The sequence below is a fragment of the Aliivibrio sp. S3MY1 genome (assembly GCF_028765575.1).
Classification (GTDB): Bacteria; Pseudomonadota; Gammaproteobacteria; order Enterobacterales; family Vibrionaceae; genus Aliivibrio.
On the sequence record NZ_JARACO010000004.1, the window covers coordinates 1 to 14,700 of the forward strand.

14 protein-coding genes and 1 tRNA gene are annotated in these 14,700 nt (G+C 38.0%); 3 read left to right on the plus strand and 12 right to left on the minus strand.

Annotated features, from left to right (window positions below; translation table 11 throughout):
* Positions 1 to 474: 474 nt before the first annotated feature.
* Complete coding sequence (locus tag PVK62_RS03800; protein WP_274443079.1) at positions 475 to 852, minus strand: AAA family ATPase; 378 nt, start codon at positions 850 to 852, stop codon at positions 475 to 477.
* On the minus strand, positions 852 to 1,775 hold the full coding sequence (locus PVK62_RS03805) for a LysR family transcriptional regulator (protein WP_274442913.1): 924 nt from the start codon (positions 1,773 to 1,775) through the stop codon (positions 852 to 854). The genes PVK62_RS03800 and PVK62_RS03805 overlap by 1 nt, the downstream gene beginning before the upstream one ends.
* Before the next feature lie 90 nt (positions 1,776 to 1,865).
* Here PVK62_RS03805 and PVK62_RS03810 point away from each other — a divergent pair, with 90 nt between their 5' ends.
* From PVK62_RS03810 to PVK62_RS03820, 3 genes are all read left to right on the plus strand, one after another.
* Positions 1,866 to 3,062 carry a glycine C-acetyltransferase gene (locus tag PVK62_RS03810; RefSeq protein WP_274442914.1) on the plus strand — a complete coding sequence of 399 codons (1,197 nt, stop codon included), beginning with the start codon at positions 1,866 to 1,868 and terminating at the stop codon, positions 3,060 to 3,062.
* The gene (tdh, locus tag PVK62_RS03815) at positions 3,062 to 4,093 is read left to right on the plus strand and encodes an L-threonine 3-dehydrogenase (protein WP_274442915.1); all 1,032 of its coding nucleotides are present in this window, start codon (positions 3,062 to 3,064) and stop codon (positions 4,091 to 4,093) included. The genes PVK62_RS03810 and tdh overlap by 1 nt, the downstream gene beginning before the upstream one ends.
* Before the next feature lie 79 nt (positions 4,094 to 4,172).
* Complete coding sequence (locus tag PVK62_RS03820; protein WP_274442916.1) at positions 4,173 to 4,517, plus strand: DOPA 4,5-dioxygenase family protein; 345 nt, start codon at positions 4,173 to 4,175, stop codon at positions 4,515 to 4,517.
* A gap of 42 nt (positions 4,518 to 4,559) precedes the next feature.
* On the opposite strand, the gene PVK62_RS03825 is transcribed toward PVK62_RS03820, so the two are convergent.
* From PVK62_RS03825 to PVK62_RS03870, 10 genes are all read right to left on the minus strand, one after another.
* Entirely contained in the window at positions 4,560 to 5,789 is a 1,230-nt protein-coding gene (locus PVK62_RS03825) for a hypothetical protein (RefSeq protein ID WP_274442917.1), read from the minus strand.
* Positions 5,790 to 5,973: 184 nt separating this feature from the next.
* Positions 5,974 to 8,307: a Lon protease family protein gene (locus PVK62_RS03830; protein ID WP_274442918.1), complete on the minus strand. Its 2,334-nt coding sequence runs from the start codon at positions 8,305 to 8,307 to the stop codon at positions 5,974 to 5,976.
* A gap of 278 nt (positions 8,308 to 8,585) precedes the next feature.
* Positions 8,586 to 8,660 (minus strand) — tRNA-Gly (locus PVK62_RS03835).
* A gap of 201 nt (positions 8,661 to 8,861) precedes the next feature.
* Entirely contained in the window at positions 8,862 to 9,029 is a 168-nt protein-coding gene (locus PVK62_RS03840; RefSeq protein ID WP_274443089.1) for a hypothetical protein, read from the minus strand.
* A gap of 184 nt (positions 9,030 to 9,213) precedes the next feature.
* Positions 9,214 to 9,570 (minus strand): HopJ type III effector protein, encoded by a 357-nt coding sequence (locus tag PVK62_RS03845; protein ID WP_274442919.1) that lies wholly within the window; start codon positions 9,568 to 9,570, stop codon positions 9,214 to 9,216.
* A gap of 89 nt (positions 9,571 to 9,659) precedes the next feature.
* Positions 9,660 to 9,938, minus strand: coding sequence for a GNAT family N-acetyltransferase (locus tag PVK62_RS03850; RefSeq protein WP_274442920.1), 279 nt, complete (start codon positions 9,936 to 9,938; stop codon positions 9,660 to 9,662).
* A 60-nt stretch (positions 9,939 to 9,998) separates the two neighbouring features.
* Positions 9,999 to 11,177 (minus strand): MFS transporter, encoded by a 1,179-nt coding sequence (locus PVK62_RS03855; protein ID WP_122032734.1) that lies wholly within the window; start codon positions 11,175 to 11,177, stop codon positions 9,999 to 10,001.
* 405 nt (positions 11,178 to 11,582) lie between these two features.
* A complete protein-coding gene (locus PVK62_RS03860) occupies positions 11,583 to 12,386 on the minus strand; it encodes a LytR/AlgR family response regulator transcription factor (RefSeq protein ID WP_274442921.1) in 804 nt (267 codons plus the stop codon).
* Complete coding sequence (locus tag PVK62_RS03865) at positions 12,383 to 13,444, minus strand: sensor histidine kinase (protein ID WP_443111757.1); 1,062 nt, start codon at positions 13,442 to 13,444, stop codon at positions 12,383 to 12,385. The genes PVK62_RS03860 and PVK62_RS03865 overlap by 4 nt, the downstream gene beginning before the upstream one ends.
* Entirely contained in the window at positions 13,444 to 14,700 is a 1,257-nt protein-coding gene (locus tag PVK62_RS03870; protein WP_274442922.1) for a hypothetical protein, read from the minus strand. Before PVK62_RS03870 ends, PVK62_RS03865 begins: the two co-directional genes overlap by 1 nt.

Genomic DNA, 14,700 nt, shown 5'->3' on the forward strand with positions numbered 1-14,700 from the left:
TGTTAGGCCTGCCGCCAGCGTTCAATCTGAGCCATGATCAAACTCTTCAATTAAAGTTTTTACTCAATGATTAATACTGATTTGTTACATAAATAAATTTGTGTAGCCACTCAGTTCATTGATAGTTGCTTACCCATAAATGGATAATGCTATTTTGACTATCAATCCATAAGTGTCCACACAGATTGCTAAGGTCTAATTATTAAAGAGCTCAAAGCTAAGTTTTCACTTTGCTTTGCGTGAAGTGTCATCTAAATTACTAAAAGTAAGCTGCAAGCAACTTTTGAAGACTCCGTTCGCGTCAATGTTTCACTTCTTGATATCACCACACCCCTTACTAATAAAGGTTTGCTGTGACAACGGAAGCGAATTATAGAGATTTAATTATGAGTTGCAAGCCCTTTTTAAACACAAAAAACCAACCGCTCAAAAAGCAAGCAAATCGAAGATAAAACACTCAACCCTGAACTAATTTTAGGCCTCCCACTCCTTTTTCATCCTTTTGATTACATTTTCAGGGACATTATGAATACTTTTAAATTTCCCCTTGCACACATCTATCTCTAATACAGCATCATACTTTTGAGCAATTTTTCTGTATGCATCCATTTCCCACTGTTTTACAAAAGTATTAGCGACGACGACACTTCTACCATGATATAAGTGAAATTCACATTGTGACTGACACCATTGATGAGCAGAGCTTAAAAGAGTAGCGTCAAAACAGTAAGCTCCCTCTTTATTCACAAAAAACTGATCCGCTTCAAGATGTATCAAGTCCAAGCTTTGTGCCAAAGTAGATTTACCACTTCCCGGTAAGCCTCTCAATAATCGCAACTCTAGCTTCTTCATCATTTACTCTGCTCTTCCATTAAGTTCTCTTTTACAAATTCAGTAAAAACTTTTAAACGAGAAGGCATATATTTATTCTGAGCGTATTGCATAGCGATAACACCATGATAATTCCCTTTTATCTGCCAATCAGAAAGAACGGGAACCACTTCGTTATTATCTAACGCCTCTTTAATAACAAAATCAGGGAAAATTCCGATACCAAAACCATCCTTAACACCATTTAATCTCATTTGCGAATGATTGACAGCGTAACGACCAGTCACGGCTATCACATGGCTTTCTTCCGCTTTTACAAATTCCCAAATATGATCTGTTGTCGTTTCACCTAAATAAAGACAGTCATGATAAGTAAGATCATGTGGATTGAGTGGCAATCCTCTCTCTTCTATATAAGAGGGACTTGCACATAAACTGAGATTAACCTTTCCTATTTCTTTCATGATCAATCCTTCTGTTGGTTTATCGGTTAAACGAAAAACCACATCAATCCCTTGAGCTATCATATCGATATCACCATCCGATGCTCTTAGCTTTAATTGGATTTTAGGATACTTAATCAAAAATGGGGTAATTAGTGGTTGAAGCACAATCGTTAAAAATGCTTTTGGAGCCGCTACCGTCAAACTTCCAGACGGAACAATATGCTCTGAGCTCGAAATATCAATCGCCTGCTGTGCCGCTTCGACCATAATGACTGATTGTTGGTATATTTTTTTACCAGACTCGGTGATCAGCAAACTGCGTGTTGTTCGCTCAAACAACTTAACAGAGAGTGCATTTTCCAAGCGAGTAATAAGCTTACTCAACGCAGACGGAGTTACACCCAGCTTTTTAGCCGCCGCCGTAAAGCTGCCTTCATTTACGACTATAATAAAAGTCGCTAAGTCGGGTAATAGATTAATAAGTTTATTTGTGACCATGATTCACTAATGCTTTTCCTTTTTTAGGGATAATAGTCGCAATCACTTTCAATTAGAATCTATTTATCATAACTACAAGAAGGAAAGATAATGTCTTCTGCATTCTACACTCAGATCCAAAATCAAATTGAAGAAGTAAAGAGCGAAGGTTTATATAAATCAGAACGCATCATTACGTCAGCTCAAAAAGCATCTGTTTCTATTTCTACCGGCCAAGAAGTTCTAAATTTCTGTGCAAACAACTATTTAGGTTTAGCTAACCACCCTGCTCTTATTGAAGCAGCAAAAGATGGTATGGATGAGCACGGCTTTGGTATGGCTTCTGTACGTTTTATCTGCGGTACTCAAGACTCACATAAAGTACTGGAAGAAAAATTATCTACTTTCTTAGGCAAAGAAGACACCATTCTTTACACATCATGTTTTGATGCAAACGCGGGTTTATTCGAAACCATTTTAGGCGCAGAAGACGCAATCATCTCTGATGCCCTAAACCACGCATCAATCATTGATGGTGTCCGCCTTTGTAAAGCAATGCGTTTCCGTTACGCAAACAACGACATGGCAGAGTTAGAAGAACAACTAATCGCAGCAAAAGAAGCTGGCGCTCGTCATACACTTATCGTTACAGATGGAGTGTTCTCAATGGACGGCGTTGTTGCTAATCTTCCTGCTATCTGTGACTTAGCTGATAAGTACGAAGCACTGGTTATGGTTGATGATTCTCACGCTGTTGGCTTTATGGGCGAAAACGGTGCTGGTACTCATGAACATCATGACGTTATTGATCGCATCGATATCATTACTGGTACGCTAGGTAAAGCAATGGGTGGCGCATCAGGCGGTTATACTTCTGGTAAAAAAGAAGTGATTGACTGGTTACGTCAACGCTCTCGTCCGTACCTATTCTCTAATTCAGTTGCTCCTGCAATTGTTTCTGCTTCTATTCGTGTTCTTGATTTACTGGCTGAGTCTGGTGATTTACGCACAAGCTTATGGGAAAACTCTGCTCATTTCCGTACTCGTATGGAAGCCGCGGGTTTCACAATGGGTGGTGCTGATCACGCTATCATTCCAATTATGCTAGGCGATGCAAAACTCGCTGCAGAATTCGCAGAGCGTGCTTTAGAAAAAGGCATCTATGTTGTTGCTTTCTCTTTCCCAGTAGTACCTAAAGGCCAAGCTCGTATCCGTACACAAATGTCAGCAGCTCATTCTCGTGAGCAGTTAGATCGCGCAATTGATGCCTTTATCGCTGTAGGTAAAGACATGGAGATCATCAAATAATGAAAATTAAAGCACTTTCAAAACTAAAACCTGAAGAAGGCATCTGGATGACCGAGGTTGAAAAACCTGAAATGGGCCATAACGATCTTCTTATCCGCATTAAGAAAACTGCAATTTGTGGTACAGATGTACATATCTACAACTGGGATGAATGGTCACAAAAAACCATTCCTGTTCCTATGGTTGTAGGCCACGAATACGTAGGTGAAGTGGTTGGTATTGGCCAAGAAGTTCGCGGTTTTAACATTGGCGACCGTGTTTCTGGCGAAGGTCACATCACTTGTGGTCACTGTCGTAACTGTCGTGGCGGCCGTACTCACCTTTGTCGTAATACAACAGGTGTTGGTGTTAACCGCACAGGTGCATTCTCTGAGTTCTTAGTTATTCCAGCATTTAATGCATTTAAGATCCCATCTGAGATTTCTGATGATCTTGCATCAATCTTTGACCCATTTGGTAACGCGGTTCACACAGCCCTATCATTTGATTTAGTAGGTGAAGACGTTCTTATCACAGGTGCTGGTCCAATTGGTATCATGGCAGCAGCGGTTGCAAAACACGTTGGTGCTCGTCACGTTGTAATTACTGATGTAAACGAATACCGTCTAGATCTTGCTAAAAAGATGGGCGTAACACGTGCAGTAAACGTAATGAACGAAAAGCTTGAAGACGTTATGTCCGATCTTGGCATGACAGAAGGTTTTGATGTAGGTCTTGAAATGTCAGGTGTTCCATCTGCATTCAACAGCATGCTAACTAACATGAACCATGGCGGTAAAATATCTCTATTAGGTATTCCACCATCTGACATGACTGTAGACTGGACTCAAGTGATCTTCAAAGGCTTAGTGATTAAAGGTATCTACGGTCGTGAGATGTTTGAAACTTGGTATAAGATGGCAAGCTTGATCCAATCAGGCCTAGATCTAACACCAATCATCACTCACCACTACAAAATTGATGACTTCCAAGCAGGCTTCGACATGATGCGCTCTGGTATGTCAGGTAAAGTTATTCTAGATTGGGAATAATCATTCTCATTTAAAATGAACTATAATAAGGCTAAATTTCGGTTTGGCCTTTTTTATATTTCCTATTTAAGAAGATAATATGCATCAATCAGACATCAACGGCTATCATGTTCACGTTTATTTCGATCAAACAAGTATCGACTTTGCTGTTAGTTTAACAGAACTGCTGCATGAAAAATTTGGATACCAATTAGGAACAGTGAATCAAAAACCAGTCGGCCCTCACCCAGTTTGGAGTCGACAAGTTTCTTTCAAACATCATGATTATGATGAAGTAATGGTATGGCTAGAAGAAAATAGAAATCACTTATCGGTGTTAGTCCATCCGTTAACTGAAGATGAATATCTTGATCATACTAGCTCTGCGGTGTGGTTAGGTTGTCCACTAGAGCTAGATCTTAGTATATTCACCAATAAAGAATAACGACTGGCTTCTCTTAATTATCTAATAAATAAGAGAAGTCATTTACTTTGCTTTATAAATTGAAAATTCCTTCGCCAATTTATACTCAGACCATTCTTCCTCTTTCATCGCTTCAAGATAGGCTTTTTTTGCTGCAATAAATGCGTTTTTATCACTCATTGTCTTTGTTGAAAATATTTTAAATTTATAGCTGCTTCGCGGTGTTTGTCCAATAATTCCTTTATAGATGGTTTCATCTTCTGCCACTTTAACAACAACCCCAATAACGCCAGATGAGGGATGAGCAGCTTTAAAGTACTTACCTTTTGCCGATTCCGCTTTACGTACATTTTTATAATTTGCCCAATTATAATTGGCTTTCATCAGCGCGACTTTTCTCAATACATGTGTAGGATGAGTACAAGCTTTAAATTTGTTCAGTTCTATCGTCGAACCGGTCTTAACAAATTCTTTTTTTACCACAAAATGGGATTTATCATCCGCTTCAATCATTAATATTTGCTTTGGTTTTCTTCTAAATTCAAACCAAGTCTCTTTAAATTCAGCCATGCAACCATCCATTGCCTTTTGAATTAATTGGTCGCAAATTTCACGCATTTCAAATTTAGATAATGGTGTTGTTGTTAATGTTTTACTTGGTCTAAAGGTTTTGATATCTGCATCTTTCGTTTTTAAGTAAGTATCTAATACCTCACCTATCGCATTTAATTCAGCAAGAAACTCACCAAGATCATCAAAATTAACATTATATAAACTACGAGAAAAAGTATGCGAACGATAACAAGATTTACTTTCATGGCGCTCAAAATGGCTATTCACATAAGGGGTGCCATTAACCATTGATAACTTTAACTGAATGTTTGGATGTAAGCCTTGGTAAGCTGATTTAGCAGTAAAGGTTTTTGTTTTTCTCGCAGCATCTGCAGTTTCATATTGATCTTGCTCAACCAATTCAGCAATAGACCACGCCGCTTCAATGATCGCTTCTGAACGAGCATCAACATCACTCTCTTCATTTTTAAAATCGGCGTAATAAGCTTTACTGTAATAAGCTTGACCTTTACGAGCAAAACGCACTTGTGCAAATTCCATTCTACGGTGCTTAGTCGATTGACCATCATTCCAATTAATACCAATTGGTATCCAATATTCAGTGCCTGCTATATCAACCAATTTTACTCGTAACAGTAAATTTTCTTCGATGTAAGTTTTTTTTCCACGTACGATCAAAAAAGTACTGTAATCAAGTCGTGGGGATAAGGGATGATACATAGTAAAGCCTCTGAGCACATTGGAATAAACAAATAACAGGCATAAAATAGATTGGGATACAGCGCTTTTTATTTTATTGTTATCTACTGATGATTATATCACCGTTTTAATTATTAATTCAATTCTCTTATAACAATATAAAAAAAGGCATAAAAATGATCTTATGCCTTTTTTCTAGTTTTATTTAAGACGTAAATTTAGAGCGAATGATAGTATAAATACCATCACTACTTTCTGACTCAGCAGGAGAGCCCATCAATAGCTCAATCGCTTCACTTACATGCTTAACGGGCCAAATCGTAAATGACCCTTTTTCTATTGCTTGAGTTACTTCACTATTTAACATTAGATTTTGAATATTAGTGTGAGGAATTATCACCCCTTGATCTGCTTTTAAGCCTTTAATTTTACAAACTTGATAAAAGCCTTCAATTTTTTCATTTACGCCACCAATAGGTTGCGCTTCACCAAACTGATTCATCGACCCTGTAATTGCAATATCTTGACGTATTGGTTTTTCAGAAAAGGCGGAGATAATAGAACAAAACTCAGCCATAGAAGCACTGTCGCCATCAACTCCTCCGTAAGACTGCTCAAATGCCAAGCATGTCTTTAATGGAATTCTTTTTTCACTTCCAAATAACGAAGATAAATAAGCACTAAGAATAAACACTCCTTTTGAGTGGATACTCCCACCAAGTTCTACTTTTCTTTCAATATCAAATACCTCACCCTTACCAAACGAAGTGGTTGCGGTAATTCTATTTGGCATTCCAAATTGATGATTTGATGTAGATAAAACAGACAGCGCGTTGACTTGGCCAACAACCCCACCTTCAGTTTCCATCAAAGTGGTTCCATTAATAAAGCTTTGCATTACTCCGTCTTGAACTCGATTCACTCGATGCTCTTTATTCGCTAACGCTTGTTCAACATGCTTCAAGCGGATCATATTTGAATTAGCTGTCTTCGCTATATAGTTGGTTTCTTTTAATAAATTAGAAATATCAGCAGAATGTAGAGAAAGTCGATTCTGATCCCCAGTCTGACGCGAGCTGTATTCAATAATTCGCTCTATCGCTTTCTTATCACATTGCAGCATTTTTCCATCATGCACAATACTCGAAATAAACTGTGCATAATGAAATTCTGATGCCTCAGTTCTTGGCATGTCGTCTTCAAAATCAGCAGTGACTTTAAAAAGCTCACTAAATTCTGAGTCATAATGTTGAAGTAATTGATAAGTTTGATAATCACCAAATAAGATTATTTTTACATTTAGCGGAATAGGCTCTGGCTCTAAAGACACGGTACCTGATAACGTCACTTCCCTTTCAAGAGAGCTTAGGTTTAGGTTTTGAGAACGTAATGCTCTCTTTAATCCATCCCACACATACGGTCTTTCAAGCACTTTAACCGCATCCATGAGTAACACCCCGCCATTCGCCTTATGAAGACTACCAGCACGAATCAATGAATAATCTGTAAATACAGTTCCTTTAAATGTCGCGTTTTCTATGTATCCGAATAAATTGTGATAACTCGGGCTTTCTTCCACAATTAACGGGAACTGCTCATCTTTTTGACTAACAAGTAGATTAATTTGATATCTACGAGGTAACCTTTTCTCTAAAGAAGCATATGCCAATTCAGCATCTTCATTCCCCTCTTGAAGGAACACATCAAAGTTTTCTAAGATGTCTTTTTCCATATCTTTAAGGTGTTGAGAAATAATTTTTGAATCACTGTATTTAGTTTTAATTACTTCAAAATTAACCGTTAATACTTGAGAAACAATGTCTTCATTTAACTTTTCTATCTTATCAGAATATTTATCTTCCCATTCCGTCAATTGACGAACAAGACTTCGTAGCTTAATCTCTAATTCATCAATAATTGACTCAAGTTGACGCTGTTCTTGTCTATCTAGTGCATCAAATGTTTCTTCGCTATGTAGCTCTTCACCATTCATTGCAATAAATTGATAATCACCTTGAGTCGTAACGGCAAGGCTAATACCTTTACTTTTCGCTTCTTTGGTTAATGAACCCAGTAATGATTCTTGTTTATCAGCCAACTGATTTTTAAGCGTACCAGTTCTGGTGTAATACAGTTCATTATCAAAAGCCAATGGAATGGCCTTAACCAGTTTTAGAGTGATTTTTTCAATTTCTTTTTTGAAATTCAGCCCCGTTCCTAGTGGTAATTTTAGTACTTTAGGTGCTCGAGTATCATCAAAGTTGGTGACATAACACCAATCACAAACACCATTACCGACAGGGTTATGACGCTTAAGATAACGCAGAACCATGGTTCTCTTACCAAGTCCATTCTGACCAACGGCATAGATATTATAACCACGATCAGGAATAGACATGGCAAATTCAACCGCTTGTTGCGCTCTGTCTTGCCCTACAATTTCATCAATGGGAGTAATATATTTAGTTGATTTACAGGTACTTTCATCTAGGTTTGCTGAACGATAAACTTGCTTATGTGTGAGAGGTAAAGTTGACATAAGGCGACCTCTTATTTTGTTATAATTCTTATCAGTATAGATTGAAAAAAATAACAATTAAGTGACCTAGAGTTAAATATTTGAAAAATTTACGGTTTTTTGAAAAGTGGAATGATGAACTATTGAGCAGATAGAGAAAGTAATATTTTTTCATGATCACTCCTCAGTATAAAATAGAATAAACGTCAGATACGACAAAACACGCCACTAAGCGCTTCATTTTCAATAAGTTGGGATTTTAAAACAGAAACAATCTCTTGAGGAAGATAAGAAGAGATTGGAGCGTACAGCGGGAATCGAACCCGCATCATCAGCTTGGAAGGCTGAGGTAATAGCCATTATACGATGTACGCACATCGTTGAACGAGATAGATAATGCCACACTGAGCGCTGAGGTAAAGTTCTTTTTTACCGTCAACTAATTGATTGCAGGTTATTTGCACAACTTGAGGTAAAATACAGCATTTATCTTTAATAACACTCAGTTACATAAACAAAGAACTACCTTATTAGTCGCTCTTTGTTTTCTAATAATGAAATAGATTAGTTAATCACTAAAACGCTTTACTCTCTTTGTCAGTGTATTTATTTTTCTCTGTTGTTATTTTGGCTAATATAAGCACAAGAGCAAAAGAGATAATCGCCACTTGCATCATATTACCCATGCCCTTCATATAAACTGAAATACCTTCTGCCCAACCTCTAACTTTATAAAGTGCCATTAACAGCAAAAAGATACCCATCCAATATATAAATAAAGAGATTGATAATCATTAGTATTTAAAATGCATCAGGCATAAAAAACCGAATGATTTACTCTCATTCGGCTTTTTCATTTAAGGTTTTTAGCTAGACATAGTTAACTGCCTGCAGGAAACTGACGCCCGTTTATTTACGTTAAGCGCTTCATAGAACATTGGATTTTAGTTGTAATGCCACAGAGCTAAATTGAACACCAGACCAACCTGTTACCATGAAATTTCGAATATTTTGGTGGTCATCATTGGTTGGGTTTTGTAATACCTCTTCACGGTAATATTGACCAAAACACGCTAAGGTTTGTTCAACACTCAGTTTATTTAGCTCAGCAAACGCAAAGATCTTACATGAACCATTATTCTGACCCGCTTGATTGACTGTTTTTCCATTTGAAAACTCTGTTGGCGTAAAATCATAGTGATTATCAATAACAGCCATTGTCTCCGTAAATTCAACCAACTCAGGTTGAGTATTCAATTTTTCAATAAATATACGTAACGCCATGAGATCTTCCTTGTTTATCTAAAGTCATTCTCTTTTAATGATATTTTTCATACAAAAAAACCTAGGTAGGGTCTCCACCTAGGTCTCTTTTATTTCGCTAATAGATCTTGCCACTGCAGGTTCTTATTCATGTAATGAACCACATAAGAGCAGACGGGTACAATCAATAATCCAGCGTTTTCCATCTCTGTTAAAAAGGCTTCCATCATCACCTTTCCGTAGCCTTTACCTTGCAGTTCATCCGGAATGCGTGTGCTTATCACATCAAGAATATTGCCCTTCTTTTCATAATAAACTTTTGCTATCCCATCACCGTCTAAGGTAATTAAGTAACATTTGTTATCTGGATCATGGGTAATAGCATTCATTCTATATTCCTTTTGAATGATCGTAGGCTTATGCCATTGATTGTCGTCCCTATACTGTAATCAGTTCCACTTCAAAATGCGAGTTTCATTACCCTCTTGTGGTGCTTCTGGAATATTTAATGACAATAAGAATGAAATAAATGCCATTGTAGCACCAACATAAAACACAGCAGCAGGCGATACCAACCATATCAAACCAAAGCTTACTGGGATAACAACTGCTGCTATATGATTAATGGTGAATGCCACACCCGCAGTTGAGGCCATATCAGCAGGATCGGCAATTTTTTGGAAATAGGTTTTAATCGCTAGTGCTAAAGCAAAAAATAGATGATCAATAATATATAACGCTGCTGCCATTTCTGAGGTTTGAACTAATGCGTAGCCAACAAACACAAAAATAAGACCAATATATTCAAACATTAATGCCTTGCGCTCACCCACTACACCAATCCAACGGCCAATCTTTTTAGCAAAAAGCCAATTGAATGCATAATTAGCAAGAAACAATAAAGTGATATCAGCAGCTGAATAGCCAAATTTTTCAACCATTAAAAAGCCTGCAAACACCATAAATATCTGACGACGAGCACCACTCATAAAGGTCAGTGCGTAGTACAACCAATAGCGCTTGCGTAGTACCAATTTTTTCGTTTGTGGGGTTTCACTTTCAAAGTTCGGGAAAGACAACCACATAAAAACAGTCACCATAAGGGCAATCGTACCTGCAATTAAATAGATCCATTTAAATTCTAATTGCACTAACTCAAGTAATACCCACAGCACACCATAAGTGCATAATGATGCAAGAGCACCAATCGAGATCAGCTTACCTAACATTTCAGGGGCTTCTTCTTTAGTTAGCCACTGTAATGATAAGGATTGTTTTAAGGTCTCAAAGTAGTGAAAGCCTACCGACATCAACAATGTAGTGCATAACAGGCCATACACACTTGGGAAGAAGCCAGTAATGGCAACACCTACTGCCAACATCACCAAAGCGAGGATCATGAACTTTTGCTCACGAATAAAAAGAAGGACAAAAACAGCAGTAAACGCTAGAAAACCAGGGATCTCGCGCACACTTTGTAAGAGCCCAATATCAGCCCCAGTAAACGCCGCTTTTTCGATAACAAAGTTATTTAGTAAGGCATTCCACGTAGAAAAAGCAATGGGAACAACGATGGAAATTAAAATCAAAAAAGTTTTAGGATTTTTCCAATGAGCAAGGCTCGGCATGATAGTGACTCTCATTAATGTTTATATTACGGCTACAGTAACATAACTTTGATTAATTCAAGCCGACCACTCCCCGATCTTTACTTTATTTACCTATGGTTAAAAGTTAGTGTTTAAATAAACCGACCAAGAATTCCATATTTTCTATTGCATGACCAATAAAGAGATCAATTTTACCGGAGCATGTAATAGATAAAGAAGTCGAGTGCTTAATTGCTAATCTAAACTCTGTCACTCATTTGGGCTCACAACTAACGCTTACACCGTATCAAAGTATTGTGGTAAGACGGTAATAATATCAAGATTATTGAACCAACCTGTAACGCCCTATTTCTTTTCTATTACTTAGATCTGCTGTTGGAATGGGGCGTTACCTTCATCAATTTAATCCATTCACTCTTTAATCTACATCCCTTTAAATAAAGTTTGTGCACTGCGGCTAACAGGTAGCTTTGACTCTCCAATGTGCACATGTAAATGGCCTAACAGATCCTTTTTCACTTTATCTATTTGAGCGACATTCACAATGCTTGAGCGATGAATATGCCAAAAATGATCAGGATTTATCTTCTGTTGTAATTCTTTAAGCGAACAACGGATCAAATATTCGGTAACTTTATTGCCTGCCTGCTGTGCATAGACAGAAACGTATTTATCTTCCGCCTTAAAATAGAGGACATCAGAGACCGAAAGCAAGTGTAACTCCTCTCCCCGATACGCTTTAATCCAACTTAAATATTCTGGTTTTTGCTGTGCTGATAGCTGCTGAATTTGAGCAAACAGATCACTTAATGCCCCTTGATCTTGTTTTGAATCAGAACCTCTAGATTGCTGACCCACTCTCTGTTTTAATTTTTGACACGTTGCATCTAATCTTGCTTCAGAAATTGGTTTTAACACATAATCTATTGCATTGTTTTCAAACGCTTTAACGGCAAATTCATCATAAGCCGTAATAAAAACAACCATTGGTGCTGTTGCTGATTTTTGTAATTGTGAGGCCAGAGTCATGCCGTCTAATTCTGGCATTTTAATATCAAGAAAGGCAATATCTGGTTGGTGCTGCTCTATTGCTTCAAGCGCTTCTTTACCATTACTACACACAGCAACCATCTCTAGCTCAAGCCAAAGGTCAGACAGCATTTTTTCCAAATGGAATCGTAATAAAGGCTCATCATCGGCAATAATGGCGGTCATCAATTTACTCATGAATATTCCCTATTTAGTTGAGCCAATTTCTCCAATGGAATAGAAAGTTCAGCGTCTACGCCACCCTCTTCATTCTCTATTATCATGATAGAAGCAGTACCATCAAATAGGTTATGCAAACGCTGCTTGATGTTATTCAAACTCATTCCATTTCCTTTGGTTGATGTCATTTGTTCTAAGCCTAAACCATTATCAGAAATTGACACCTTGAATCTATTATCTTGTTGCTTAAACATGATAACAACCTTACCTCCTTTTGCTTGTGGTTCGATACCATGAGTAATCGCGTTTTCAACCAGAGGCTGAATGAGTAAAGGGGGCAGCGAGATTGTTCCACTCAGTTGGTTCTCAATCTCATACGTTAAACGATCACCTAAACGGATCTGTTGAATTGATAAATACGCACTTAATAATTCGACTTCTTGCTCTAGCATAATTAGAGGGTTACGATTTGTTTTTAGGGTGCCTCGAAGTAAGTCTGTTAATTTCTCCAACATCAATTTGGCTTTATCACTGTCTAATTCGATTAACGCACTAATGTTAGCTAAGGTATTAAACAAGAAATGAGGTTCTATTTGGCTTTGAAGTTGGCTTAATTGACTTAATGCTAAGGCTTTTTCTTGCTCTAATTGCTTGCGCTTAGAGATCTCTAATGCTTGCTCTGCCTGCAACGTTTTCTCTGTAGCGTGAAAGTAATAAAAACAGACCCCGGTAAATATCAATCCTAATAATACGATCGGCTGTAATGCTTCTAAAGTTGCAAAATCGTCGTATTTATTTAACCACAAAGAGGCGTGAAATGTCCCTAAAGCAAGAGATAACACCATAGCAATAACGGTCGAATAGGCTTTTTTAAGTGTCGGTAAAAACCACTCTAAGATGAATGAACATAACACGGCACTGTAGCCATAACCAAAACTAATAAGAACGTGTTCATAAAAAGGAGATGGCCAAATATTACTCGTCATCATGGCGATAACAAGACAAAACACAGTCGTAATCGCTAGGCTTTTTACTAACTGAATCGCTACTTCTTTTTGCTTATTTATCGCTACCATTAAAATCGTCCTTTTAGATTCAATAGCAGCATATGCTTATCGGGTAAATTTGCATACGCTGAATCATCCGAACCGGTTAAAAAACGTGCGGCAAGTTCCATTTCAATACTGGAATCACCCGAGTCATGCAGTAAATAATTTAACCACTGCGTTGCTATCACGCCATTATCTTCTGGTGAGTAAAGCACATCAAATGTTGGGGTAAATTGACTTAACCATGAGATATCTCGGCTCCATTCCCATGTTGACCATCCGTTAGGATCTAAGCTCCAATGAAACATCATGTTATGTTGAACCATATTCGCCTGATTAAAGCCTTGTTGATACGACGGTGTTGCCACAGTAAGTGCATTTTTCCAATCACTTTTACCCCACGCTCGGCTGTCATACCAGTATTCTAAAACGATACTATTTCCCACATCATTTGCCCACGTAAATCCGACTAAGGCTTGATAGGCATTTTCTTCTTTTTCTAACGTGACAGGGTAAAGTGTGATACTTGGCTGCTGATAAGAAAGGTACTTTGATTGATACACCGCCGAACCATGAAACTCCCACGCGGCATCCAGTACAGTAACAACACTCGCCCCTAATAGTCCTTGGCGAACATCGTCATAATAAGCGACCCATTGGTATTCGGCATCTCCCACTAACGCATAACGTCTTATTCCAATTCCTTGCTGTTCGCTTTGCTCTTCTAACTTGCTCCCTTCTTGCTGAGTCCATGACGAATCGGTATAAATTAATGACCACTCTCCTTGGTTATCAAAATAGGATACCGAAGCTACGCCTGCTCCTTCTTCTACTTGAATGCCGACTGGGTTACGACGATATGGCGTGAATATATCAAGAGGGCGATAACCATAACCAACGCCCCAATCAACTCGAACTTTACCTAGTTGTAAATCCAATGATGTATTGGCGATATCAACACTACTTTGCCAAAATAATTCACTGACAATTAACTCAGCTTCTGCGCTTTTATCTTGAGACCCAATGCTTGAGTGGTAATAGAGATCATTACCTTTAAGTGCCACCACCGCATTCCAATCTTGATAGCCAATTTGAACGTCTAATACACCATTGAATGACTCTTGATGCTCGTTATCTGTCATCGAAGTGAAAAACGTTTCTCTTTGTTGAACCGTTTCGGCACTAAGCATCCAATCCCACTCGAAAGTCATCTCTGAAGATTGAGAGCAAAAAGAAGCCAACCAAGTACCGCACAATAATATCCGTTTCAGCCGAGGTTTCAT

Coding starts and splice junctions, on each gene's coding strand:
- PVK62_RS03820 (WP_274442916.1), top strand. CDS start 4,173: ATGCATCAATCAGACATCAACGGCTATCATGTTCACGTTTATTTCGAT.
- PVK62_RS03810 (WP_274442914.1), top strand. CDS start 1,866: ATGTCTTCTGCATTCTACACTCAGATCCAAAATCAAATTGAAGAAGTA.
- tdh (WP_274442915.1), top strand. CDS start 3,062: ATGAAAATTAAAGCACTTTCAAAACTAAAACCTGAAGAAGGCATCTGG.
- PVK62_RS03830 (WP_274442918.1), bottom strand. CDS start 8,307: ATGTCAACTTTACCTCTCACACATAAGCAAGTTTATCGTTCAGCAAAC.
- PVK62_RS03870 (WP_274442922.1), bottom strand. CDS start 14,700: ATGAAACCTCGGCTGAAACGGATATTATTGTGCGGTACTTGGTTGGCT.
- PVK62_RS03825 (WP_274442917.1), bottom strand. CDS start 5,789: ATGTATCATCCCTTATCCCCACGACTTGATTACAGTACTTTTTTGATC.
- PVK62_RS03855 (WP_122032734.1), bottom strand. CDS start 11,177: ATGCCGAGCCTTGCTCATTGGAAAAATCCTAAAACTTTTTTGATTTTA.
- PVK62_RS03845 (WP_274442919.1), bottom strand. CDS start 9,570: ATGGCGTTACGTATATTTATTGAAAAATTGAATACTCAACCTGAGTTG.
- PVK62_RS03805 (WP_274442913.1), bottom strand. CDS start 1,775: ATGGTCACAAATAAACTTATTAATCTATTACCCGACTTAGCGACTTTT.
- PVK62_RS03850 (WP_274442920.1), bottom strand. CDS start 9,938: ATGAATGCTATTACCCATGATCCAGATAACAAATGTTACTTAATTACC.
- PVK62_RS03865 (WP_443111757.1), bottom strand. CDS start 13,444: ATGGTAGCGATAAATAAGCAAAAAGAAGTAGCGATTCAGTTAGTAAAA.
- PVK62_RS03800 (WP_274443079.1), bottom strand. CDS start 852: ATGAAGAAGCTAGAGTTGCGATTATTGAGAGGCTTACCGGGAAGTGGT.
- PVK62_RS03860 (WP_274442921.1), bottom strand. CDS start 12,386: ATGAGTAAATTGATGACCGCCATTATTGCCGATGATGAGCCTTTATTA.
- PVK62_RS03840 (WP_274443089.1), bottom strand. CDS start 9,029: ATGGCACTTTATAAAGTTAGAGGTTGGGCAGAAGGTATTTCAGTTTAT.